This window comes from Geobacillus thermoleovorans (assembly GCF_001610955.1).
GTDB classification, from domain to species: Bacteria; Bacillota; Bacilli; order Bacillales; family Anoxybacillaceae; genus Geobacillus; species Geobacillus thermoleovorans.
Genome location: NZ_CP014335.1, coordinates 2,619,940 through 2,643,959 on the forward strand (window position 1 = coordinate 2,619,940; position 24,020 = coordinate 2,643,959).

The 24,020-nt window shown below is 54.1% G+C and carries 26 protein-coding genes, 1 pseudogene, 1 riboswitch and 3 other annotated features; of the genes and pseudogenes, 2 read left to right on the plus strand and 25 right to left on the minus strand.

Annotated elements, in window-relative coordinates:
- Positions 1-108: 108 nt before the first annotated feature.
- The 3 genes from crcB (GT3570_RS13235) to modA form a co-directional block, all read right to left on the minus strand.
- Complete coding sequence (crcB, locus tag GT3570_RS13235; RefSeq protein ID WP_062898858.1) at positions 109-459, minus strand: fluoride efflux transporter CrcB; 351 nt, start codon at positions 457-459, stop codon at positions 109-111.
- Entirely contained in the window at positions 459-848 is a 390-nt protein-coding gene (gene crcB / locus GT3570_RS13240; protein ID WP_011232177.1) for a fluoride efflux transporter CrcB, read from the minus strand. The genes crcB (GT3570_RS13235) and crcB (GT3570_RS13240) overlap by 1 nt, the downstream gene beginning before the upstream one ends.
- A 45-nt stretch (positions 849-893) precedes the next feature.
- Positions 894-956, minus strand: a riboswitch (Fluoride riboswitch).
- Between the two features lie 48 nt (positions 957-1,004).
- On the minus strand, positions 1,005-1,796 hold the full coding sequence (modA, locus tag GT3570_RS13245; protein ID WP_021322146.1) for a molybdate ABC transporter substrate-binding protein: 792 nt from the start codon (positions 1,794-1,796) through the stop codon (positions 1,005-1,007).
- Positions 1,797-1,932: 136 nt separating this feature from the next.
- Here modA and GT3570_RS13250 point away from each other — a divergent pair, with 136 nt between their 5' ends.
- Positions 1,933-2,856, plus strand: coding sequence for a helix-turn-helix transcriptional regulator (locus tag GT3570_RS13250; protein ID WP_021322145.1), 924 nt, complete (start codon positions 1,933-1,935; stop codon positions 2,854-2,856).
- A 303-nt stretch (positions 2,857-3,159) separates the two neighbouring features.
- On the opposite strand, the gene pheT is transcribed toward GT3570_RS13250, so the two are convergent.
- The 6 genes and pseudogenes from pheT to GT3570_RS13280 all read right to left on the minus strand — a co-directional run bounded on the left by pheT (position 3,160) and on the right by GT3570_RS13280 (position 9,582).
- Complete coding sequence (pheT, locus tag GT3570_RS13255; protein WP_021322144.1) at positions 3,160-5,574, minus strand: phenylalanine--tRNA ligase subunit beta; 2,415 nt, start codon at positions 5,572-5,574, stop codon at positions 3,160-3,162.
- A gap of 21 nt (positions 5,575-5,595) precedes the next feature.
- On the minus strand, positions 5,596-6,630 hold the full coding sequence (gene pheS, locus GT3570_RS13260) for a phenylalanine--tRNA ligase subunit alpha (RefSeq protein WP_013144536.1): 1,035 nt from the start codon (positions 6,628-6,630) through the stop codon (positions 5,596-5,598).
- Between the two features lie 100 nt (positions 6,631-6,730).
- Positions 6,731-6,966, minus strand: a binding site (T-box leader).
- 55 nt (positions 6,967-7,021) lie between these two features.
- Positions 7,022-7,393 (minus strand): hypothetical protein, encoded by a 372-nt coding sequence (locus tag GT3570_RS13265; RefSeq protein ID WP_011232182.1) that lies wholly within the window; start codon positions 7,391-7,393, stop codon positions 7,022-7,024.
- 40 nt (positions 7,394-7,433) lie between these two features.
- Positions 7,434-8,189: a TrmH family RNA methyltransferase gene (locus GT3570_RS13270; protein WP_021322141.1), complete on the minus strand. Its 756-nt coding sequence runs from the start codon at positions 8,187-8,189 to the stop codon at positions 7,434-7,436.
- Complete coding sequence (gene msrA / locus GT3570_RS13275; protein ID WP_013144533.1) at positions 8,186-8,710, minus strand: peptide-methionine (S)-S-oxide reductase MsrA; 525 nt, start codon at positions 8,708-8,710, stop codon at positions 8,186-8,188. The genes GT3570_RS13270 and msrA overlap by 4 nt, the downstream gene beginning before the upstream one ends.
- Before the next feature lie 128 nt (positions 8,711-8,838).
- Positions 8,839-9,582: pseudogene (locus tag GT3570_RS13280) on the minus strand (HI0074 family nucleotidyltransferase substrate-binding subunit).
- 127 nt (positions 9,583-9,709) lie between these two features.
- Here GT3570_RS13280 and sspI point away from each other — a divergent pair.
- Positions 9,710-9,919, plus strand: coding sequence for a small acid-soluble spore protein SspI (gene sspI, locus GT3570_RS13290; protein ID WP_013524294.1), 210 nt, complete (start codon positions 9,710-9,712; stop codon positions 9,917-9,919).
- 28 nt (positions 9,920-9,947) lie between these two features.
- On the opposite strand, the gene GT3570_RS13295 is transcribed toward sspI, so the two are convergent.
- The 16 genes from GT3570_RS13295 to mutM all read right to left on the minus strand — a co-directional run bounded on the left by GT3570_RS13295 (position 9,948) and on the right by mutM (position 23,780).
- Positions 9,948-11,036 (minus strand): M42 family metallopeptidase, encoded by a 1,089-nt coding sequence (locus GT3570_RS13295; RefSeq protein WP_011232187.1) that lies wholly within the window; start codon positions 11,034-11,036, stop codon positions 9,948-9,950.
- 93 nt (positions 11,037-11,129) lie between these two features.
- A complete protein-coding gene (locus tag GT3570_RS13300; protein WP_011232188.1) occupies positions 11,130-11,615 on the minus strand; it encodes a dUTP diphosphatase in 486 nt (161 codons plus the stop codon).
- Positions 11,616-11,630: 15 nt separating this feature from the next.
- Complete coding sequence (locus tag GT3570_RS13305) at positions 11,631-11,882, minus strand: DUF1294 domain-containing protein (protein ID WP_047758142.1); 252 nt, start codon at positions 11,880-11,882, stop codon at positions 11,631-11,633.
- Between the two features lie 57 nt (positions 11,883-11,939).
- Positions 11,940-12,299 carry a 50S ribosomal protein L20 gene (gene rplT / locus GT3570_RS13310; RefSeq protein ID WP_011232190.1) on the minus strand — a complete coding sequence of 120 codons (360 nt, stop codon included), beginning with the start codon at positions 12,297-12,299 and terminating at the stop codon, positions 11,940-11,942.
- A 25-nt stretch (positions 12,300-12,324) separates the two neighbouring features.
- Positions 12,325-12,525: a 50S ribosomal protein L35 gene (rpmI, locus tag GT3570_RS13315; RefSeq protein ID WP_011232191.1), complete on the minus strand. Its 201-nt coding sequence runs from the start codon at positions 12,523-12,525 to the stop codon at positions 12,325-12,327.
- 13 nt (positions 12,526-12,538) lie between these two features.
- Complete coding sequence (gene infC, locus GT3570_RS13320) at positions 12,539-13,123, minus strand: translation initiation factor IF-3 (RefSeq protein WP_075261478.1); 585 nt, start codon at positions 13,121-13,123, stop codon at positions 12,539-12,541.
- Positions 13,118-13,251: a sequence feature (ribosomal protein L20 leader region), on the minus strand. Its footprint overlaps the gene before it by 6 nt.
- Before the next feature lie 226 nt (positions 13,252-13,477).
- On the minus strand, positions 13,478-15,436 hold the full coding sequence (thrS, locus tag GT3570_RS13325) for a threonine--tRNA ligase (protein ID WP_033025971.1): 1,959 nt from the start codon (positions 15,434-15,436) through the stop codon (positions 13,478-13,480).
- A 59-nt stretch (positions 15,437-15,495) separates the two neighbouring features.
- Positions 15,496-15,726 (minus strand) — a binding site (T-box leader).
- 45 nt (positions 15,727-15,771) lie between these two features.
- Entirely contained in the window at positions 15,772-16,647 is an 876-nt protein-coding gene (gene ytxC / locus GT3570_RS13330) for a putative sporulation protein YtxC (protein WP_011232194.1), read from the minus strand.
- A gap of 347 nt (positions 16,648-16,994) precedes the next feature.
- Entirely contained in the window at positions 16,995-17,936 is a 942-nt protein-coding gene (gene dnaI / locus GT3570_RS13335) for a primosomal protein DnaI (RefSeq protein ID WP_013144524.1), read from the minus strand.
- A gap of 11 nt (positions 17,937-17,947) precedes the next feature.
- Complete coding sequence (locus GT3570_RS13340) at positions 17,948-19,333, minus strand: replication initiation and membrane attachment family protein (RefSeq protein ID WP_025039135.1); 1,386 nt, start codon at positions 19,331-19,333, stop codon at positions 17,948-17,950.
- 104 nt (positions 19,334-19,437) lie between these two features.
- The gene (gene nrdR / locus GT3570_RS13345) at positions 19,438-19,899 is read right to left on the minus strand and encodes a transcriptional regulator NrdR (protein ID WP_013144522.1); all 462 of its coding nucleotides are present in this window, start codon (positions 19,897-19,899) and stop codon (positions 19,438-19,440) included.
- A 67-nt stretch (positions 19,900-19,966) separates the two neighbouring features.
- Positions 19,967-20,365: an aminotransferase class IV gene (locus tag GT3570_RS13350; RefSeq protein ID WP_014196515.1), complete on the minus strand. Its 399-nt coding sequence runs from the start codon at positions 20,363-20,365 to the stop codon at positions 19,967-19,969.
- Between the two features lie 123 nt (positions 20,366-20,488).
- On the minus strand, positions 20,489-20,863 hold the full coding sequence (speD, locus tag GT3570_RS13355; protein WP_011232199.1) for an adenosylmethionine decarboxylase: 375 nt from the start codon (positions 20,861-20,863) through the stop codon (positions 20,489-20,491).
- Positions 20,864-21,177: 314 nt separating this feature from the next.
- The gene (locus GT3570_RS13360) at positions 21,178-22,206 is read right to left on the minus strand and encodes a glyceraldehyde-3-phosphate dehydrogenase (protein ID WP_021322135.1); all 1,029 of its coding nucleotides are present in this window, start codon (positions 22,204-22,206) and stop codon (positions 21,178-21,180) included.
- A gap of 116 nt (positions 22,207-22,322) precedes the next feature.
- On the minus strand, positions 22,323-22,928 hold the full coding sequence (gene coaE / locus GT3570_RS13365; RefSeq protein WP_014196518.1) for a dephospho-CoA kinase: 606 nt from the start codon (positions 22,926-22,928) through the stop codon (positions 22,323-22,325).
- Positions 22,929-22,955: 27 nt separating this feature from the next.
- Positions 22,956-23,780 carry a DNA-formamidopyrimidine glycosylase gene (gene mutM, locus GT3570_RS13370; RefSeq protein ID WP_062899113.1) on the minus strand — a complete coding sequence of 275 codons (825 nt, stop codon included), beginning with the start codon at positions 23,778-23,780 and terminating at the stop codon, positions 22,956-22,958.
- Between the last annotated feature and the right edge of the window lie 240 nt (positions 23,781-24,020).

Consider the following 24,020-nt stretch of genomic DNA (forward strand, 5'->3'; position numbering starts at 1 on the left):
GTTGATTCACATTTTTCATTCAATCACCAGCCCTCTAAAAGCAAGCCAAGAACGTTCTTTTTCACAATCAACTAATTAAGAAACAATGCTTGTTTTTCGGCGCTGCGGTCACCGCCCCACGTGATAGCCAAGCCACGCGAGCCACACGCCACACAAATACGTAGCCGCCAAATAAACGACAACCTTCGCCCATTGGCGTTGCTGCATCATTTGCACGCTTTCCCATTTTAAGGTCGAAAACGTGGTGAACGCGCCCATAAAGCCCGTGCCAACAAGCAGTTTTGCGGCATCGGCGGCGCCGCTTCCGGCGAGCCAGCCGAGCAAGAAGGACCCAAGCAAGTTGACAATGAGCGTCCCGAGCGGAAAACGCGGCGAACGCCGAGCCGTCCAGCGGCTGACGAGATAGCGGGCCATGGCGCCGAAAAAACCGCCGATCGCCACAAACAGCGGTGCGTACATTATCCAATCCCTTCCTTCCGTTCCGGTTGAGCGGCGGCATATCCAGCCCATGAGGCGAGCAACCCGCCAAACAGGCTGGCAGCGATATAAACGGCCGCCATGCCAAAGCGCCCTTGTTCCATCAATTCCACACATTCAACACTAAGCGTCGAAAACGTCGTATACGAACCGACGAACCCGGTCGTTACGGCTGTTTTCAGCCATGGCGGCCACGCGGGGCGGCGGGTGAACATCACGGTGAACCAGCTGAGCAAAAACGAGCCTGTCCAGTTGATGAAAAGCGTCCCGAGCGGAAAGCCGCCGACGGCGGCGGCGGGAACAACCAAACCGAGGCCATAGCGGACAAGCGCGCCGATCATGCCGGCGATGCCGACAGCGAGATAGACCAATAAGGACCCCTCCTTCCAAAAATGAACAGACTCCTGCCGCTTCAATTTGCAGCAGGAGTCATCAGCCGGAAGCCGGCGGTTATGGCGAACTCCATCGCCTATTCGATTGGCATCGCCTTTATTTTACCATATATCCCCTCCCAATGGGAAGCAGATTCAACGGCTTGGTCGGAACCCGTGTTGTTCGAATATTTGGAGCGCTTGTTCGCTCGTCAAATAATCATACAACTCCCGCGCCTCCTTGAGATGTTTGCTCGTCTTGACAACACCAAGCGGATAGACGATCGGGTCGTGCATGCCGCTTGGCACGGAGGCGGCGATCTTGACTTTGTCCGACACGAGCGCGTCCGTCCGGTACACAAACCCGGCGTCGACGTTGCCCGTTTCGACATACGTCAACACTTGGCGGACGTCTTTGGCAAGAACAAGGTGCGGCTTGACTTTTTCCCATAACCCGGCATGCTCAAGCGTTTGTTTCGCGTACATGCCGGCCGGCACCGACTCGGGGATGCCGATCGCCACTCGTTTGGCGCGGGTGATGTCATCGAGCGACTGAATCGCCTCTTCTCCTTGTTTCGGAACGATGAGCACCAGCTCGTTGGCGAGCACGGTTTTTTCGTGTTTGGAATCGATCAGCCCTTCCTTTTTCAGTTCCTCAAATGGCTCGGCAGCCGCGGAGAAAAAGAGATCGACCGGCGCCCCTTCGGAAATTTGTTTTTGCAAGGCGCCCGACGCGCCAAAATTATATTGGATGCGGATGTTCGGGTGCTTTCGTTCAAACGCCGTTTTCGCTTCTTCCAGCGCTTCTTGCAGACTGGCCGCGGCGGAGATAGTGAGCTCCACTTTGTCCGCCGATTTCGTTTGCCCAGCCCCCTCTTTCGAACCGCTGTCGCAGCCATACAAGCCGAACAACAAGACCACCGCGACAAGCCATGCCATTTTTCGCATCTACATCCCCCTTATCTCCATTTAGATTTTTATATGTAATGATATCTAATTATAAATAATGATAAATAGTTATGAAAGAAAAAATTTTTTCACCTCCCTTTCTTTGCGCTACAATGGAAGAAAGGAGGATTGCATGATGCCGGAGCCGCAGTCATACACGATTGAAGAAATCGCTTCCTTATTAAAGGTGTCAAAACTAACGGTGTATGATTTAGTGAAAAAAGGGAAGCTGCCCGCCTTTCGCGTTGGGCGGCAAATGCGGATCACCGCGGATGATCTCAAGCGGTACATCGCCGGGCAAAAAGGGGAGGCAAGCACCGTTTCCCCCGCCGTTTCACGGCCGACCGAAACCGCTTTTCGCCCCATCATCATCAGCGGTCAAGATATGGCGCTCGATTTGCTTGGCGCCCATCTCGAGAAAGGCGGCCCTTATCAATCGCTTCGCACCTATACGAGCAGCCTCAACGGATTGATCGCTCTATACAAAGGGCAATGTGACATCGTCAGCGTGCATTTGTTTGACGGGCAAACGGGTGAGTACAACCGTCCCTATGTTGAAAAGCTGTTGACAGGCCATGCGTACATCATGGTGAACTTGATGCGCAGGCCGATCGGGTTTTACGTGCAAAAAGGCAATCCGCGCGGCATTCAAACGTGGAGCGACTTAGGAAGGAGCGACGTCGTGATCGTCAACCGGGAAAAAGGAGCGGGGGTGCGTGTGCTCTTGGATGAACAGCTGCGCCTGCATGGGCTGTCACCGTCCGCTATTCGCGGCTATGAGCGTGAGGAGACAAGCCATTTGAGCGTCGCCTCCGCGGTGGCGGCGGGTCTCGCTGATGTCGGCATCGGCACGGAAAAAGTGGCGCGAATGGCCGGCGTCGAGTTCATTCCGCTGATGAAAGAGCAGTATGATGTCGTCATGCTGCGGACGCGGGAGAACGAACCGCTCATCGCCGCCGTCTTGAACGTGCTTCGCTCCGATTCGTTCCGCACCGAACTCGAAGCGCTTGGCGGATACGATGTGTCGCAAACCGGGCAAATCATCGCCGAACGCGGCTGACAGGGCAGCACAACCGCATCTGTATCGACGCAACGAAAACGTTTACCATCTCCTTAATGGAAAAGCCGCTTGTCCATTTTTTCGACTGCCAAGGCTTGCCTCCATCACGTCTTGGCAGTCGATCCAATGCTTAGGAAAAGCGACGAATCTTAAAGCTTCAAATGGCATCTATATGCATGTTTTGGACATCAGGCGATGATTCAGCGGAACCTTCCAAATCCTATTTCCTTGCTCCGATTCTATGCCATCCATCCAAAAAAAGCTGTTCCAAAAGCGAGTCGCTTTTTGGAACAGCTTTTCGTTTTACCCGCGCAGCACCGCGCCAAATTGTTTCTCGACCGCGGCGAGCACCCGCTCGTGGACGGCGGCGACTTCTTCATCCGTGAGCGTCCGCTCCGGATCGTAGTAGCGGAGCGAGAAGGCGAGCGATTTTTTCCCGTCCGGCAGGCGGTCGCCTTTGTAGACGTCAAAGAGGGAGACGTCTTTGACAAGCGGTTTCCCGGCTTCTTCGATCGCTTGCTTGAGGGCGCCAGCTTCGACGTTTTCGTCGACGACCAAGGCAATGTCGCGCACGACGGACGGGAATCGCGGAATCGGCTCGTAGCGGATCGCTTCACTTTCGGCGTTCAACAGCTCGGCCAAGGCGAGCTCGAAGACGTACGTTTCTTTTAAATCGTACTCTTTTTGCACGGCCGGATGGAGCTGGCCGACAAAGCCGATGACCCGGCCGTCAAGCACAATGTCCGCCGTCCGTCCGGGATGCAAATCGGCGCGTTTCGCCGGGCGGTACGCGATGCGCTTGGACAGCCCAAGCAAGTCGAACAACCCGTCAAGAACGCCTTTGGCGACGTAAAAATCAGCCGCTTTTTTCTCGCCTTGCCACAAATGGGCGTGCCATAAGCCGGTGAGAACGCCGGCAAGCCGCTCGTTTTCCGCCGGTTGGACGTGTTCTCCTTTGGACAAGTAGACAGAGCCGATTTCGTACAAGGCGACGTTCTCGACTTGGCGGGCGCGGTTGTAGCTCGCCGCTTCGAGCAGATGCGGAATCAAGCTTTGTCGAAGAACGCTCCGCTCTTCGCTCATCGGCAGCGCCAAGCGGATCGGTTCGGCCGTCTCAAGCGCAAAGCGCGTCGCTTTGTCCGGGCTCGTCAACGAATACGTGATCGCTTGGAACAAGCCGGCTCCTTCCAAATAGCGGCGGACGCGGCGGCGCTTCGCCTGGTACGGCGTGAGTCCGCCCGGTTTCGCCTCGGCCACCGGCAGCGTCGCCGGCAGGCGGTCGTAGCCGTACAAACGGGCGACTTCTTCAATGATATCTTCTTCAATTGCAATGTCGCGCCGACGCGACGGGACGTGGATCGTGAACGTTCCGTTGTCTTCCGTAAACGGAAATTGCAAGTTCGAAAGAATCGCGGCCACTTCCTCTTTCGACATTGCCGTGCCGAGGACGCCGTTGATGCGTTCGAGCGTGACCGTCACCACCACTGAGTCTTGGCGCCACACGCTCGCTTCGACGATGCCGCCGACGACCTCGCCGCCGGCGTATTCCGACATCAACGCCGCGGCGCGCTCGAGCGCTTCTTTCGTCCGCGCTGGATCGATCCCTTTTTCAAATCGGGTGCTCGCCTCGCTGCGCAGCCCGTGGTCTTTCACCGCTTGGCGGATGACCGGGCTTGTAAAGTACGCCGCTTCAATGAACACGGTCGTCGTGTCGTCGCGCACTTCCGAATTCGCCCCGCCCATCACGCCGGCTAAGGCGACCGGCTCGCGGCCGTTGGTGATGACGAGATGTTCTTCCGTCAGCTTCCGCTCGACATCATCAAGGGTGATGATCGTTTCGCCCGCTTTTGCACGGCGGACGACAATCTCCTTCGAACCGAGGCGGTCGTAGTCAAACGCATGAAGCGGCTGGCCGTACTCAAGCAAAATGTAGTTCGTAATGTCGACGACGTTGTTGTGCGGGCGAATGCCGGCCGCCATCAAACGCGCTTGCATCCAAAGAGGCGACGGGCCGATCCGGACGTTTTTCACAATCCGCCCGGCGTACAGCGGATTGTCTTCCGGCGCCTCAACGCGCACGGAAATGTATTCATGGACATGTTCGCTGTTTTCCTTGACCGCCGCTTCCGGCAGTTTTACATCGCGGCCGAGAATGGCGGCGACTTCATAGGCGACGCCGATCATGCTTAAACAATCGGCGCGGTTGGGCGTCAAGGACAGTTCAAGCACTTCGTCATGCAAGCCGAGCCACTCGATGGCATCGGCGCCGATCGGCGCGTCGCTTGGAAAGACGAAAATGCCGTCCGCGTATTCTTTCGGCACGACTTTCGTTTCGACGCCAAGCTCTTGGAGCGAACAAATCATACCGTTCGATTCTTCCCCGCGCAGCTTCGCCCGTTTGATTTTGAAATTGCCCGGCAGCACCGCCCCGACTTTGGCGACGGCGACTTTTTGCCCTTTGGCGACGTTCGGGGCGCCGCAAATGATTTGCACGGGTTCGTCCTCTCCCAAGTCGACAAGGCATTTCCGCAGTTTATCCGCGTTCGGGTGCGGCTCGCACTCGAGCACATGACCGATGACGACTCCTTTCATTCCCCGGTCAAGCGCTTCGACCCGCTCGACTTCAATGCCGCTTTTCGTAATCCGCTCCGCGAGCTCTTTGGCGGTGATGCCCGTCAAATCGACGTATTCCCCTAGCCAACGGTAAGAAACGAGCATTCCCAACTCCTCCTTTTTCTGTTACACACGCAAAAATTGCCGCAAGAAACGTAGATCGTTTTGATAGAAATGGCGGATGTCATCAATACCATACTTCAGCATCGCGATCCGCTCCGGCCCCATGCCGAACGCAAAGCCGGTGTACGTTTTCGAATCAAAACCGGCCATCTCAAGCACGTTCGGATGCACCATGCCGGCTCCTAAAATTTCGATCCAACCGGTGCCTTTGCAGACGCCACAGCCCCGCCCTTCGCAGCGGAAGCAGGACACATCGACTTCGACCGATGGTTCCGTGAACGGGAAAAAGCTCGGCCGGAAGCGGATGTCGCGCCCTTCCCCGAACAGCTTGCGGGCAAATTCGCGCAGCGTCCCTTTCAAATCGCTCATCCGGATGTTCCGGTCAACAACCAATCCTTCAATTTGCGTAAACTGGTGCGAATGCGTCGCATCATCGGTGTCGCGGCGATACACTTTGCCCGGGCAAATGATTTTCACTGGGCCGCGCCCGCGGTGCTTTTCCATCGTCCGCGCCTGCATCGGCGACGTATGGGTGCGAAGCAAAATCTCTTCCGTGATGTAAAACGAATCTTGCATATCGCGGGCCGGATGGCCTTTCGGCAAGTTGAGCGCCTCAAAGTTGTAATAGTCGGTCTCCACTTCCGGCCCTTCGGCGACCGTATAGCCCATGCCGATAAACAAGTCTTCAATTTCTTCAATGACACGCGTCAGCGGATGCGGGTTGCCAAGACTCACAGGCCGGCCCGGCAGCGTCACATCAATCGCCTCGGCAGCCAGCTTCCGCTCCACTTCCTCCTGTTCCAGTTTCGCTTGTTTCGCTTCCAGCGCCTGTTGGATTGCCTCTCTTACTTCATTGGCAAGCGCGCCGATTTTCGGGCGCTCTTCCGGCGGCAATGCCCCCATGCCGCGCAGCACTTCGGTGATCGGCCCTTTTTTGCCTAAATAGGCGACGCGCACGTCGTTTAGCATTCTTAAGTCGCGGGCTTGGCCGATTTGTTCGAGCGCCTGGCGTTTCAGCTCGTACAGCCGTTCTTTCACATCAATCCCTCCTCATTTCAGTTGAACGCTCTCCCACTTACGCTCACGCGTAGAAGCGGGGGGGCTTCTCGGTTTAAGATGATAAAAAAAACCCGCCCCGGTAAGGGACGAGTTGTTGCTCGCGGTACCACCCTTGTTAACAGCATAAGCGTGCTGTTCACTTCATTGCGATAACGGCCGAAAGCCGGAACACCTTTACATCCCTCGTCGGGATGGTCCCGGTGTCAACTCAGGAGGTGAACTTCACTTGCGCCGGCCATAAAAACGCTCCCAGTCTATGGCGTTTTCTCCCTGGATGGCGAACAGCAAGCTACTTTTCTCCGTCATCGTTGTTGTCCGTATGGGAAATTGTCGCTATTCATTATACGCAAATGAGTGGGCAAAGGCAAGGTCAGGCCGAAATTTCTTTGCGCAGCTCATCGATTTCCGCTTCCTGTTCAATCGAGCGGATGGCAAGGCGCTCCATAATTTTTTCCTGCCGCACTTGCCCTTCCTTGAGCGCGGCGACATCTTTTTTGACCCCCAACATGTCCTTTTTCATGGCATCCATGTCTTTTTTCATGGCATCCATGTCTTTTTTCATGGCGTCCATGTCTTTTTTCATGGCGTCCACATCACTTTGAAGGCGATCGACTTTGTCTTCGAGTTGTTTCACGCTTCCTTGCAGCTTGACGATATCCATGCGCATTTGTTCGATGTAGGCCCCTTGAACATCAAGACGCTCGAGCACAGCGTTCAATAACGCCCGCAGTTCGCCATCCATCTGTCTCCGCTCCCTTGTCCTATTGATTTTCGATTCTATTTTACCGCACCGCCTGCAAGGAATAAAGCAAAATTCCGGCCGCAACGGCGACGTTCAGCGACTCGGCGCGGCCGTAAATCGGGATGTACACGTTCTCTGTCGTTAGGCGCAGCAGGTCGGGTCGGACGCCGCTTCCTTCATTGCCGACGAGCAAGGCGAACGAAGACGATTGTGGAACGGTGCGGTAATCGACGGCGTTCTCCAAGGCGGTGCCGTACACCGGAATGCCCTGCTCCTTGAAACGCGCGATCCATTGTGCCAGATCGCCTTTGACAACCGGAAGGTGAAACAGCGACCCTTGCGTCGCCCGCACCACTTTCGGATTGTACAAGTCGGCGCATCCCTCACCGAGGATGACGGCATCGATCCCAGCGGCATCGGCGGTGCGGATCATCGTCCCAAGATTGCCCGGATCTTGCACGGCGTCAATAAGCAAGGCGGTCTTCACGCCTTCAAGCTCGGTCGACAGCTGCCGGCACACCGCGGCGATGCCTTGCGGCGTCTCCGTGCTGCTGATCGCCCTCATCACCGCTTCGGTCACGATCGTAACCGGGACACCTGTGACGTTCCAGCCGGGCGGGACGGCCGTCCGCTCATCAACGATCAGCTCGACAAGGGGCGCGTTGCTTTTTATGGCCTCTTCGACAAGATGAAACCCTTCAAGCAAAAACAATCCGGTCTCATCGCGCCCTTTTTTTGTCAGCAGCTTTTTCCATTGTTTGACGCGCGCATTTTTCGGCGATTCGATCCGCTTCACCGCTTCGTCCCCCAATGTTTGGCGATAAATTCGTCACGCCCCGAGGCGGCTCGATCTTGCTTGTAATGTTCCGGATTTTTCTTATGATAGTTTTGATGGTACTCTTCCGCCGGATAAAACGTGGTGGCCGGCAAAATTTTCGTCACGATCGGCTTGGAGAAGCGCCCGCTTTCCTCGAGCGCCCGCTTTGACTGCTCGGCGAGCTGGCGCTGTTTTTCGTTATGGTAAAAAATCGCCGTCCGGTATTGCGGCCCGCGGTCGTGAAACTGGCCGCCGTCATCGGTCGGGTCGATTTGGCACCAATACAGCTCCAAGAGCCGCTCATACGGAAAGACGTCCGGGTCGAAGGTGATTTGCACCGCTTCGTAGTGGCCGGTCGTGCCGGTTTTCACTTGCTCGTATGTTGGATTTTCCACATGTCCCCCTGTATAGCCGGAGACGATGCCGTAAATGCCATCGAGCTCCTCAAACGGCGTCACCATGCACCAAAAGCAGCCGCCGGCGAATGTCGCTTTCTCCATTGTGTCGTCACCTCATGCATCAAGTTTCTTCCTTTGATTATAGCAAAATGTGTGCCGTTGTCATCTTTCACGACCAAAGTCAAGTTCCTTCACAAAGCCAAGCGCGTTCCGTTCCGCACGCCGGCCGCTCATGTCGCCGAGTCAAGCCGTTGTTTCATTTCGTCAAGCAAGCGGTCAAACAGCGGGATATAGTGGGTGCGAATGCGTTCATACATGTCCATGGCAGTTTCTTCATCATACGTATGGGACGTCCGGTTGCGGTCTTCGAGCATGCGAAGCCATGTCTCTCCGTCTTGAATCAACCCTTCCCGAAACTCCTCGCGAATCGTTTTCCTCGGACTCGTCACTTCAGCGTATCCCTGATGCTCCAAATAAAGTTTCATCCATTTCCATGCTAGTTCGTACGTGAATTCAAAGCGTTGAATGGTCGCATCAACAACAAGGTCATCCGTTTGGGCGTCTCTTGCGGCACTTTGCCGGAGTTTGGAGAGCGCCCGTTCGAAATCGTAAAATCGATCCATCAGCCGGCTCATTGTGACCATCACCTTCCCGTGCTCGTTCGTTTGAAAAATCGCCTTTCCTTCTTGGTCAATATTCATTTTTAGCTGTTCGTTGTGAATTTGATTGTAATCAACAACATCGATCGGATAAATGATCGGAAGTTCATCCAAGTCCGATTGCAGGAGGTACAGCGGGCCTCACGGTTTTCGAAATTGGATCGCCAAATCGATATCCGATCCTTCCTTGTAATCGCCTCGTGCTCTTGAGCCGAACAAAATGACTTTTTCAATGACATCAGCATAACGGGAAAATAGATGGAGCAGTTGGCGAAATACCGTTCGTTCCAATCCATAGAGCGGTTTCTCGTCCATCGTCGCCATCACTCATTTCGGTCTAGTTTTTCCTCTATTATACCATATACGAGAGCCGCTCCATGTATAAATCCGCCGCCATTGGCAAACGATAACGGTGTACAATACGGCCAATGAGGTGAGACAAATGGATTTGAACTTGCGGGAAGCCATTATGCACAACGTAGCCAACAACTCGAAAGAGCAGCTGGAACATACGATCGAAGATGCGATCCAACGAGGCGAGGAAAAATATTTGCCCGGCCTCGGTGTCCTCTTTGAAGCCATTTGGACGCATGCCAATGAGCAACAAAAAGACATGATGCTCACAACACTCGAGCAGGCGGTTAAACAATGACGAACACCGGCCGAATTGGCCGGTGTTTTTATTCGTCAAACGTCAGTTGTTTCACTTTGTCGGCGTCAAGCCGTTTGATCACCTCAACAAGCAGCTTGACCGTGTTTTCGTAGTCGTCGCGGTGCAAAATGGCGGCGTGCGAGTGGATGTAGCGCGTCGGGATGGCAATCGTGAGCGACGGAACGCCGATGCCGGTTAAGTGAATCGCTCCCGCGTCCGTACCGCCGCCTGGCATGGCATCAAAATGGTACGGAATGTTGAGCTCTTCCGCCACTTCGATGACAAATTCGCGCAAGCCGCGGTGCGACACCATCGTTGCGTCGTACAAGACGATGTGCGGGCCGGCGCCGAGTTTGCCCATCGCTTCTTTTTCCGACACGCCCGGCGTGTCGCCGGCAATGCCGACGTCAACAGCAAACGCGATATCTGGCTGAATGAATTGGGCGGCCGTGCGCGCGCCGCGCAAGCCGACTTCTTCCTGCACCGTGCCGACGCCGTATACCGTGTTTGGATGGTCGACGCCTTTCAGCTGCTTGAGCACATCGATGGCGACCGCACAGCCGATCCGGTTGTCCCACGCTTTCGCGAGCAGCATTTTTTCATTGTTCAATACCGTAAATTCAAAATACGGCACGATCATATCGCCCGGGCGGACGCCCCACTCCATCGCTTCCTCGCGGCTTGTCGCGCCGATGTCGATGAACATATCTTTGATTTCCACCGGTTTTTTGCGCGCCTCCGGCGGCAGAATGTGCGGCGGCTTCGAACCGATGACGCCGGTGATGTCGCCTTTTTTCGTCACGATCGTCACGCGCTGGGCGAGCATCACTTGGCTCCACCATCCGCCAAGCGTTTGGAAGCGGATGAATCCTTTGTCGTCGATTTGCGTCACCATAAAGCCGACTTCATCCAAATGGCCGGCGATCATCACTTTCGGCCCGCCCGATTTCCCTTCTTTTTTGGCAATCAAGCTGCCGAGGCCATCCGTTGTCACTTCATCCGCATACGGAGCTATGTATGTCTTCATCACATCGCGCGCTTCCCGCTCATTGCCCGGGACGCCTTTCGCATCGGTCAGCGCTTTCAGCATCGTCAACGTTTCGTCCAACTTCGCCATCTTGGCACCCCTTTCCGGTTTTGTCCACTTTTTTATTATACTTGAAAAGGCTGACGATTGGCAAAATGAATCATTCGCCACCCGAAAAAAAGATCAATAGCGCTCGTTTTGCCGCTTGTGGTTCACTTCATTTTTCCGCCGATACGCCGCCTCGATGTCGTCGGAAGAAAAACCGAGCGCCACGCCAAGCCGCCAATACTCCGCAAACAGCGCATCATATTCCCCTCGCGCTCTCGTCTCCCCGAACCGCTCGGCGGCGCGAAACACGGCAAGAAACTGCTCGACAAGCGGCCGTCCTGCCGACGGAGCTTCGTTTTCTTCATAAAACAAGCCGCACTCCAGCCCGAGCGACAATAAAAAATGCAAGCCGTCAACATATTCCTCAAGCACTCGCTCGGCTGGCGCGGGCGGTTTGATGCTCCAAAATTTAAAGCAACGCGTCTCATTCGCGAGTTCTCCCAGCTCCACAAGAAAGGCGAGCTGCTTGCGGGCAAACAAATCTTCCTCCATCAAGCCATGCTCCGTTTCAATGCGCCGATCCAACATGCGCTGCATATCGTAAAGCAAAGGCCAATTCATTCTCTCCTCCCCTTTCTACCTCATCCATCGCCAATAGAGAAACAGCTCCACCGCTGCCAACAGCGGCAAACCATAGCGAAACGTCCGATGGCGCGTTTTATGGCGAAACGTGTACATGCCCGCCATTGCCCCCAGAGCTCCACCCAACCACGCCAGCAGCCAAAGCGTCCGCTCGGCGGTGCGAAAGCGGCGGCGCTTCGCCTTGTATTTGTCGACCCCCATCACGAAAAAAGCGAGAAGGTTGATCGCTATCCCGTATTGTACCATATCGATCCCTTTCCTTGATAAGAAAATGGCCACCCTGATCAAGGATGGCCATCGTTGTTATTTATTCAAATTCGCTTTCGCCAAGTCGGCGAGTTGGGCGAACGCGGCTTGATCGTTCACCGCCAAGTCGGCGAGCATTTTCCGGTTCACTTCCACGCCGGCCAGCTTCAAGCCGTGCATCAAACGGCTGTAGGACAAGCCATTTTGGCGAGCCGCCGCGTTGATGCGGACAATCCACAGTTTGCGGAAGTCGCGCTTCCGTTGACGGCGGTCGCGATACGCATACATGAGCGATTTCATCACTTGTTGGTTCGCGACTCTATATAATGCGTGTTTCGCGCCGAAATAGCCTTTTGCGAGTTTTAACACTTTTTTGCGACGTCTGCGCGTCACTGGTCCACCTTTTACGCGTGGCATAATCGTTCCCTCCTATAGTCGGTCGTTATTTCAAGTTGTCAAGCATTTGGCGGATGCGTTTGAAATCTCCAGGCGAGACAAGCGTCGCTTTGCGGAGATGACGCTTTTGTTTTTTCGTTTTATTGGCAAACAAGTGGCTCGTATAGGCATGACCGCGTTTTAATTTGCCGCTGGCCGTTTTTTTGAACCGTTTCGCCGAGCCGCGGTGAGTTTTCATTTTTGGCATCGCAGGTTCCTCCTTACTTGTTGTCGTTTTTCGGTGCGAGCACTAAAAACATGTTGCGCCCGTCCATTTTCGGCGCCGTTTCGACAACGGCAATGTCGGCGCACGCTTCCGAGAAGCGGTCAAGGACGCGCTGCCCAATTTCTTTATGGGTGATCGCCCGACCTTTAAAGCGGATCGTCGCCTTCACTTTATCGCCTTTTTCCAAAAACTTGCGCGCATTGCGCAGCTTCGTGTTGAAGTCATGCTCCTCGATCGTCGGGCTGAGGCGCACCTCTTTGACGTTGATCACTTTTTGTTTTTTGCGCGCTTCTTTCTCTTTCTTCTGCTGCTCGAAGCGGAATTTGCCGTAGTCCATGATGCGGCAAACGGGCGGTTTGGCGTTCGGCGCGACAAGCACAAGATCCAAGTTGCGTCTTGCCGCAATCTCAAGCGCCTCCTGCTTCGACTTGATGCCAAGCTGTTCGCCGTTTTGGTCGATCAAGCGCACTTCACGGGCACGAATTTGTTCGTTGATAATAAAATCTTTGCTAATAATGAGCCACCTCCAAGGTTTTTTCCGACTGGCTTGTTTGCCAGCAGAGCCCCACTTCCAGCCCAAAAAAAAGCGCAGATGCACAAAGCACCCGCGCAGTACGTCCTTACACTCGCATTGACGAACCGTAACAACCTGCCAACAGCCGTCTTGGCGTCGGTCAGGTGAGAAGCGGGGTGCTTCTGCTTTTGTTACAAACAAGCAATCATTCCACTTTATACACTATACCACCTTGGCGATGGCATGTCAAGGAGCGGATCTTGATAAACACAACGTCCTTTATTATAGCGGATCAACATTCAATTGGCAAGAGAAAATCTTGTTCACGCCGCCATTTCTTTGAAAAACCGCCCATGACATGGGCCATCGCCACCGTTGCTTCCTTGTGGCGCTTGAACGTTTATGTCGCCTGTCAACGGTTTATTGCGCTTTCCCTAATCTTGTCCGTTTTTCCCGCACATCGTCAGCGAGCAAGGCCATAAACTCGTCAAGCCCCATCGTCCGGCTTTCTTTTTCTCCATAGCGGCGGACGTTGACCGCTCGCTCAGACACTTCTTTATCGCCGACAACGAGCATGTACGGGATTTTTTGCATTTGCGCTTCGCGGATTTTATAGCCGATTTTTTCGTCGCGCTCGTCGACTTCGACGCGGAAGCCGCGTTCTTTCAGCGTCCGTTGCACGTCATACGCGTAATCGAGGTGCGCCTCCGGCGACACGGGGATCACTTTGACTTGAACCGGGGCGAGCCATGTCGGAAACGCGCCTTTATACTCCTCGATGAGGAACGCGACAAACCGCTCCATCGTCGAGACGACGCCGCGATGGATGACGACCGGACGATGCGGCTTCCCATCCTCGCCAATGTATGTCAAATCAAAGCGCTCGGGCAACAGGAAGTCAAGCTGCACCGTCGAGAGCGTCTCGTCTTTGCCAAGCGCCGTGCGCACTTGCACATCGAGCTTCGGCCCGTAAAACGCCGCTTCCCCTTCCGCTTCGTAGTAATCGAGGCCGAGCTCGTCCATGGCTTCCCGCAGCATGCGTTGCGCTTTTTCCCACATTTCATCGTCATCATAATATTTTTCTTTGTCATGCGGATCGCGGTAAGACAAGCGGAACGAGTATTCCTCAATGCCGAAATCCTTATAGACTTCCAAAATCAAGTTGACGACGCGCTTGAACTCGTCTTTGATTTGGTCCGGGCGCACGAAAATGTGGGCGTCGTTGAGCGTCATGCCGCGGACGCGCTGCAGGCCGGTAAGCGCTCCAGACATTTCATAGCGGTGCATCGTGCCGAGCTCGGCGATGCGGATCGGCAGCTCGCGGTAGCTGTGCAGCTTGCTTTTGTAAATCATCATATGGTGCGGGCAGTTCATCGGACGAAGCACAAGTTCTTCGTTGTCCATCTCCATCGGCGGGAACATGTTTTCTTTGTAATGGTCCCAATGGCCCGATGTCTTGTACAGCTCGACGCTGCCGAGCACCGGTGTGTAGACATGATCGTATCCGAGCGCCACTTCTTTGTCGACGATGTACCGTTCGATAATGCGGCGGATCGTCGCTCCTTTCGGCAGCCATAGCGGCAAGCCTTGTCCGACTTGTTGCGATGTCGTAAACAGCTCAAGCTCTTTGCCGAGCTTCCGGTGGTCGCGCTCTTTCGCTTCTTCAAGCAGGCGCAAATAACGATCCAAGTCTTCCTTTTTGAAAAAGGCCGTGCCGTAGATGCGCTGCAGCATTTTGTTGTTGCTGTCGCCGCGCCAGTAGGCCCCCGAGATGCTGAGCAGCTTGAACTCTTTGATTTTTCCAGTCGACGGCACGTGCACACCGCGGCAAAGGTCGAAAAACTCGCCTTGCTCATAAATCGAAATCGGCTCGCCTTCCGGAATATCGGCGATCAACTCGAGCTTCAACTCATCGCCGATTTCTTCATACAGCCGGATGGCTTCTTCGCGGCTCACTTCTTTGCGGACGATGTCCAAATTTTCTTTGACAATCTTGCGCATTTCCGCTTCGATTTTCGGGAGGTCGTCTGGCGTCAGCTTATGCTCCATGTCGATATCATAGTAAAAGCCGTTTTCAATGACCGGACCGACGCCGAGCTTGACGTTGCCATACATCCGCTTGATCGCCTGCGCCATTAAGTGGGCGGTGCTATGGCGCAAAATGTCAAGCGCCTCCGGCATGTCTTGGGTAATGATGACAAGCTCGCCATCTTCGTGAAGCGGCGTGCGCAAATCAACGAACCGGCCGTTCAGTTTGCCGGCGATCGCTTTTTTCTTCAGCCCCGGGCTGATCGAGGCAGCGATGTCTTCCGTCGTCGTCCCCTTCGGAAACTCCTTTTCCGCCCCATCTGGGAACGTGATGCGAATGACGTCTGGCATCGGCAATCACTCCTTTGTCATGATGATGAAAATGGAAAAATAAAAAAACTCCTCCCTCCTAAAGGGACGAGTTTTCATCGTGGTTCCACCCTTCTTCCCATGGCAGCGCCTCGCCATGCCATGGCTCAACAAGAATAACGGTCGTCCACCGGCGGCAACTACTGGGCGTTGCGTTCGCTGCCGCAGCTCTGAGGGGGTAAGCGCATTTTTCGTGTTAGGAAGGTTCCAGCCGCTGCCTTCCCTCTCTGGAAACCGTAAAAATGCACCCATGTCCTCGTCATCGCTTGTATTCATCCATATTCATGACGACATTATAGCGAAAACAGCAGGAAAAATCAAGCTTCTCCCCCATTTCCAGCGTTGGCGGCAAACAAGCGGGAAAAATCGGCGCGGCGGCAGACGATCAGCCGTTCTTGAAACACGTTTTGCAGTGTCTGCACCATGCCGTCATCCGGATGATCGGTGTACAGCTCAATTTCCGCCGGAGCGAGCGAGACAAGCGGAGCGAGCACCGATGCATCAATATACATCGGCTGGCTGAAGACGAGATGGCGGTCGATCAACTGTCTCACTTCCGCCGCCGACAGCTCCCGCCGCTCGCTGTCGTAAAATACGAAGTGCGGCGGATCGTGCACCAAATACAGGCGCGGCCATTGCGGCGTCCGGCCAGCCAGGCAGTCGCGCAGCATTTGCACAAAATTTTGATACTCCTGCTCCAGCTTGTATTCATCAATCGCCAGCTCGACATAATGTTGGAGGCGCTCCATATACGGCTTTAACCGGAACGTAACGAACGAAGAAAACGAAAATGACAAGCCGTCGCGCAAAAAGGAGGCAAAAGCGTCGCGCAACATCACGGTGCGCGAGGCGGCAAACGCCGCGCTTTTCCGGTAATCGCGCCGCTCGCCGTCCAAAAACGAATGAGCGAGGGCCAAAATTTGCTGCTGTTCTTCGACGTCGCGGAAATAAAAAACATTGGCAATGATGGATAGCAGCAGCCGGTCTTCCATCACCTCCTGCATAAACGCCGTCATCGCTGGGATGATATGCTCCTCAAGCACACGCTTCTCCTCGCCCTGTATGTAAACCGCCACGGTTTTGTTCCCGTCATAAGCGGCATGAAACAGCGGACCGTCATCCGGTTGCCGGTGATCTAGCAGCCCAACCAATTTTTCCGCCTCGCTTGCCTCGTCAAAATGGATTTCGATCACCCGCTGTCCCCCCTTTAGCCCGAAAGGAATGCTTGGTTTATATATATGGGGACAACGGGCTGTTTAGACTAAAAAACCACAAAGCTTAGCGGCGTTCATTGTTCGAGGAGAGGGTGCCCCAAAAGGATCGGGACACCCTTTCTTATTACCGTATACAGGCATAAAACAATTAAATAAGAAACAATATGTTGTGTTTTGTTTAAGGGAAATTACCCTTTTGGGTCAGCCCCAGTCGGCAAACGAACCGCTTGCCGACTACGGCAGAAAAGCTAGAAACAGAACCTGCTCAACTAGTTTTTATGGGTTAATCAACATGCCTGTGCAAACGGCAACGTTTCAAATCGCCTTTATATATTTTGCTCACGGCGGTTCGGTCCAGTGATTTCAATCGGATAGGCCAAATAGCGGATTCGCTCCATAATGCGCGCCGCCTTCACCTTCTCTTCTTCGCCGCGCTGCGAATACGTCAAATGATGGGCGAGCTGCTGCATATCAAAGTTCGACGTGAAAAACGTCGGCAAGTTTTCAAACATCCGGTATTGCAAGATCGGGCCAAATACATCATCGCGCACCCAGCTTGACATCGCCTCCGCCCCAAGGTCATCGAGCATCAGCACCGGCACTTTTTTGATATAATCAAGCTTTTCGTTCATCGTCTGGTCTTGAAGCGAATGTTTCATCTCACGAAACAGCTCGGGCACGTAGACGATCAGCGACGAAACGTTTCGCTTCGCCAGCTCGTTGGCGATCGCGGCGAGCAAATACGTTTTGCCCACCCCAAACGATCCGTGCAAATACAAGCCTTTCATTTTTTTCCCTGGCTCGTATTCCGCCACAAACCGCTCGGCAAATCGGATCGCTTTGATCCGCCCATCGTCATTGAGATCGACGTCAGAGAGCGAAGCACGCAAGATTTCGCGCGGCATGAACATGCTTTGAATGAGCGACTCTTGCCGTTTTCGCTCGTCATGCTGCACTTTTTTGGGGCAGCGGTCGTACTCAACGTCGATCCTTCCACCGTTGACCACCAAATTTGGATGGTACCCCGGCAGCATGTTGTTGCATCGCTCAAGGCCCGGACATTGGCGGCAATTCCCGTGCTGCTCGATGAACTCATACAGCTTCATCAAGCTGCGGTCAACCGCATCGGCCGACAATTGCCGTTCGTGCGCCCGCAAAAACGGCTGCACGTCCGGATGCTCCAAAATGTAGCGTTTCATTTGTTCGTAGCGTTGTTTAAACCGTTGATTGCCAAGCAACCGCTGCAACAGGTGGTTTACTCGTTCCATGGCTTTTCCCTCTATGATTCATCACGGTATTTTTTCAGCCGTTCCTCAAGCTCTTTGCGCGCCTGTTCGACGTCAAAATCATCATCATCCGGCTGGCTGTAATCCATGTTCAGCCAGTCCGGGACGATTTCCGTGCGCACGACTTTGCGCACCGTCCGCGTCCCTTTTTCCTTTTCGTTCGCCCAGTTTTGGTATGTTTTCGCCTCTTCTTTCGCCAGTTCCATTGCTTCCTTCACGGTTTTCACCTTTTTGCGCGCCCAATGGCTGGCGATTTTTTCTACGTATTTTTTCGACAGCTTCATATTCGTCCGGAGCATGACATAATAAATGAGCACGTTGACAACTCCGGGGAGCAGCTGCTGCTGGAACATAATGTCTTCGATCAACTGCAAATCAGCAAGCGACGGCTCAGCGCCGCCTGAAATCTCTTTCAGCAGCTGGCGCGGGGAAATTGTTTCCAGCTGTTTCATTAGTTGCTCCTCTTTTGTGCGCGGTTCGATGTTTTCCATCGTCCGGTAGGCGAGCGGCTGCACTCGTTCGACGAGGCGCGGCTCGACACCGCCATGTTCGAGCTCATACCATTCGCGCGCCGCCCGGCGCAACGCGTCAATATCGATATGATAGGCCGGATCGATGACGCCAAGGACCAGTTTTTGCATCTCAAGCGGCGGAATGCCGTATAAAAACGCCAGCTTTTTAATCGCTTCCTTCACTTTCGCTGTCACAGCCCGGCGCGGCACAAGCTGCTTGGACAGGCCGGCAAAAAACAGCTCAAAGTCGAATACATCATCATCGAGCACATACGACGCCTCATCCCGCCTGATGTGATCCTTCCCTTCAAGCAGCTCGGGCCCGGCTTCTTCGCTGAGGCCGGCGACGATTTGTTCAGCGGGCACGGCCGAAAACACGTCGGAAAACGACCGCGTCACCTGGGTGAATTTCGTTTCATCAATGGAAGGACGGGCAAAAAAGTTGCTCAGCTGGATAAACAAGTGGCGGCCGACTTGCCGGTGCAAAAAAACGCTCAACATCTCGTCGCGGAAAAACTGGTCTGGCGCCAGCGGCGGACGCAGCTCATAAAGAAACAGCTTCGGTTCATCCGCCTCTGGAGCGTGGACGTATGTGTCGAGCAGCCCGATTCCTTCGAGTTTCAACCGTTCGCTGTAAATGTCCGGCAGTCCGCACTGCATGAGCGCCATAAGCCGATGATGGGTCGCTTCCTGGCCGTCAAGCAGCTCAAGCTCCCCCCAAAGCGTCATATAAAGCGCCAACGCCCGGCAGCCGATGAGCGGCTGGTAAAGCAGCGTCAGCACTTTACGGTCCACCTCTTGCAACACCCCACGGCTTTGCACGGTATAACGGTCGACAGCAATCAGCTCTTTCCAATGGTGCTGCATCGCTCCGACCTTCCATTCCGCCGTATTCGTTTCAAACCGGCTCTCCCCTTTCCTGCCGAAAAGACGTTGAAAAAAGGGCTTGCCGCCTAACGCCAAAGCCCTTTTTACCGTTGCCCTTTTTTGATCAGCTCTTTCAGTTCTTCAATGAACACATTAATATCTTTAAACTGCCGATAGACGGAAGCGAAGCGGACATAGGCGACCTCATCGATGTGTGACAGGCGCTCCATCACCATTTCGCCGATCGTTTCGCTTTTCACTTCCGAGACGCCTTGATTGCGCAGTTCGCGCTCAATTTCCTGCGTCACTTTTTCAAGCTCCTCGAGCGCCACCGGCCGCTTCTCGCACGCTTTGATCAAGCCGCGCAAAATTTTCTCCCGGCTGAATTCTTCGCGCGTTCCCTCTTTTTTCACAACAATCAGCGGCGGCTCCTCGATCCGCTCAAACGTCGTAAACCGATAATGGCACTGTTCGCACTCCCGCCGGCGGCGGATCGAACGACCCTCTTCAACCGGGCGCGAGTCAAGCACGCGCGTGCCTTGATGATGGCATGAAGGACATCGCATAACATCCACTCCGTTGATCTTCTTATTTTCTATCATACCGGAATGGACGAAAGCAGACAAGATATAGTTAGCTGTTCAGTCCGGAACCGATATAGGGCAGGCGGGCGTCGAGCTTCCGATACAAATCGAGAATGACCGCCCGGCTATGCCCAAAATCAAACGGCAATAGCTTCGTCTCCGTCGTCGCGGAAAAGTCGACCGCCGTTTCAAACGGCCGCACGGAAATGACGGTAGCGACGATGAACAACTTTTTGCCGCGCTTTGTTTGCGCACAAATTTCGCCGCGCTCTTCGGAAACAGAAACGAGCTCGGCGCCGGGCAGCGACGAGAGCAGCTCCTTGACCGCATCGATGACGGCGCGGTTCGTCGCTTTGTAATAATGGCTTCTTAGCTCTTCATCTTCATGATTTTCCCGCGTTTCACAATGGTTTGTGAAGGCGTATTTGAGTGTTTTCCACATGCTCATTGCCACGTCTCCCTAGTCATTCTTTTTCTTCCATCATACCATGATTTTCGCCGCTGTTGTACCGCCGAGGGCGCAAAAAAAGGAGCGTTTCGCTTACGCTCCTTTCGGTTTATCATTATCCAATTACAGCGCCTGCGCCTTTTTCACTTCGATCGGGCGCATGCCGCGCGGAAGTTCAATCGTTTCCCGCGTTTGCGCGCCCAGCATTTCGGCAATGTAATCGGCGGCAATCGTCGGGTCTAAATGGCCGCATGTATACACATCAATGCTCGCATAGCCGTGTTCGGGAAACGTGTGAATCGTCAAATGCGATTCCGAAATAATGACGACCCCGCTTACGCCTTGCGGAGCGAATTTATGGAACGCCACTTCGCGAATCTCCGCTCCCGACTTTAACGCGGCGTCAACGAACGTTTTTTCAATAAAATCAATATCATTCAGTTTGTCAAAGTCGCATCCCCAAAGTTCCGAGATAACGTGACGACCCATCGTGTCCATGAAAAGAATCCCCCTTTAACCAATTTTCTCAAACTAATAAAAAAACAGAAGGTGAGTTGCAAAATGGCATGTATAACTACCACGGGGGAAAGTTAGTCCTAAGAGGTCCTAACCCTTTAAGTAGTCACATTACCCTTGCCGTTAAGAAGTTCACGAGACATAGTATACTTTGTTTAGGGGGTTTTTGCAACAGGCTTTTTTAATTTTTTTGCATAAAAAAGAGAAAAAGCGCCCACTCCCGCACCGTGGCCCGATCCGTTTGTGCGGATCGCAAAAGCCATAGCGCAGGCGGCGCGCTTCACATCGAACCGCTGTTACGCATTGACGCTGAGACGCTCATTCATTTTGGCCGCGACAAGATGGGCTAAATCAACGACGCGGCACGAATAGCCCCATTCATTGTCATACCAAGCGAGCACTTTCACTTTTCGCCCTTCCATCACCATCGTCGACAGGCCGTCGATAATCGCAGAATGCGGATTCGTATTGAAATCGATCGAGACAAGCGGCTCCATCGTGAAATCCAAGATGCCTTTCAATGGGCCGTTGGCAGCGCGGATCAGCGCCTCGTTCACCTCATCAACCGTCACATCGCGCTTCAAGTCGACGACCAAGTCGACGAGCGAGACGTTCGGCGTCGGGACGCGGAGCGCCATGCCATGAAGCTTCCCTTTTAAATGCGGCAGCACTAGGCCAAGCGCTTTCGCCGCTCCCGTTGTCGTCGGGATGATCGACTGCGCGCATGAGCGGGCGCGGCGCAAATCTTTATGCGGGTTGTCGATGTTTTTTTGGTCGTTCGTATACGCGTGAACTGTCGTCATCAGGCCGTTTTCAATCCCAAACGCTTCATCGAGCACTTTGACGACCGGAGCCAAACAGTTTGTCGTACACGAGGCGTTCGAAATGATGAAATGGCGGTCGATGTCAAGCATATGCTCGTTGACGCCAACAACGATCGTCACATCTTCATTTTTGCCTGGGGCGGTTAAAATGACGCGCTTCGCCCCTGCCTCAAGGTGAAGGCTCGCCTTTTCGCGGTCGTTGAATTTTCCGGTCGCTTCAATCACAATATCGATATCAAGCTCTTTCCACGGCAGCTGTTTCGGGTCGCGCGAGTTTAACAGCCTCACTTTTTTGCCGTTGACGAGCAGGCCGTCTTCCAAGGCGATGACCTCACCGTCAAATTTACCGTGGTTTGAGTCATATTTCACTAAATGGGCTAACGTTTCCGGCGGATAGCTGGCGTTCACCGCCACAATGTCGAGGTCAGAGGAATTGATGGCGCGCCGGAACACCATCCGTCCGATTCGTCCGAAACCGTTAATCGCCACTTTCGCCTTCATTCACTTTGTTCTCCTCTCATATATGTTATACTATTTTCTTATATTCGTATAAATAGTATATCATATTTTTAGGAAATGTGGAGAACAAAATGACTGAAAGCGAACAAAAAAGACGCCTATTTTTCCAAGGCGTCCCATTGTTTCAAAATAGCCAACAGCTGACGGCGTGTCTCTTCCCTCGTTCCGTTATTGTTGATGACCGCGTCGGCCCGCTTCATTTTTTCCGCCAGCGGCCATTGAGCGCGAATGCGGGCGCGCGCTTCTTCCTCAGTGAACCCGTTCCGCTCCATCAGCCGGCGAAGCTGGATGTCATCGTCAACATACACGACAAGTACTTTATCGACCCAGGATGTCAATCCGCTTTCAAATAAAAGCGGAATGTCCAATACGACCGTTTTCGCCCCGGAACGGACGAGCGCTTCTTTCTCCGCGAGCATTTTCTGACGCACCGCCGGGTGAACGATGGCGTTTAGCTTTTTCCGTTCTTCTTCGTCGTTGAACACGATCGCCCCGAGTTTCGCCCGATCGATCTCTCCATTTGTCTGCAAAATGCCCGGACCGAAGGCGGCGACAATCTGACGGTAGGCGTCTTCCCCCGGTCGGACGACGGCGCGCGCCGCTTCGTCAGCATCAATGACCGGAAGGCCGAGCTCGCGCATCATCGCGCTCACCGTGCTTTTGCCGCTGGCGATCCCGCCGGTCAATCCGATCGTCAACGTCATGGAACCTCTCTCCTTTTTACGCGCCGCCTAGCGCTGGCAGCGCGGGCAATAATGCGTGCCGCGGCCGGCGACGACCGTTTTTTCAATCGGCGTGCCGCATCGTTTGCACGGACTGCCTTGGCGGCCATACACGTACAAATGATGTTGAAACGTGCCGGCCTCGCCTTGCGTGTTCACATACGTGCGCACCGTGCTTCCCCCTTTCATGACCGCCTCGCCGATCGTCGCCACCATTTCCTCATGCAGGCGCTCGATCTCTTTGCTGGAGAGAGAAGCGGCCGGCCGGCCGGGAAGAATGCCGGCGCGAAACAGCGATTCGTCGACATAAATATTGCCAAACCCAGCCACGACCGTCTGATCAAGGAGCAACGCTTTGACCGACCGTTTCGTTTTCACCGCCCGCTCCGCCAATACAGCTGGGGAAAACGCCGGGGAAAGCGGCTCCGGCCCAAGCTCAGCAAGCGGCGGCCGACGGTCAGCTTCTTCTTTGGCATAAACGTGCATCGTTCCGAACTTGCGCACGTCGCGGTAACGGAGTTCGCTGCCGTCCGTGAAGCAAAACACGACGTGCGTATGCGGTTCGAGCGGCTCGAGGGCAGAAGCAACGGCGTAGCGCCCTTCCATGCGCAAATGGGAAATGAGTGCATCGCGGTCGAGCAGGAATTTCAAAAACTTCCCTCTCCGTTCCAAACCACGCACCGTCTGTCCGATCATTCTTGCCGCAAACTCCTCGGGGTCTCGCGGATGGCGGATGATGTTCGGCCAAAAGATGCGCACATCCTCAATCGTTTTTCCGACAATAAGCGGCAAAAGCGTACGACGGATCGTTTCCACCTCCGGCAATTCCGGCATGGCGATCCCCCCTTTCCTCCGTTTTCCTGCATCGTTCCCGCCGACGCTTTCGCATTGACGCCGGTTCATCCGCCGAGAGAAAGATTCTCCATGGGGCGGCAGCTGTTTCGCTCCAATTCATCGAGTTGCAACCGAGAATCGTCGCACCGAAAGATTCTGCCTAGAAGGCCGGTGAGAAACGCTGATTTTCGCAAAATCGGTCATGTTGGTTGAGAAGGACGACTCGATGTTCCAAGGCTT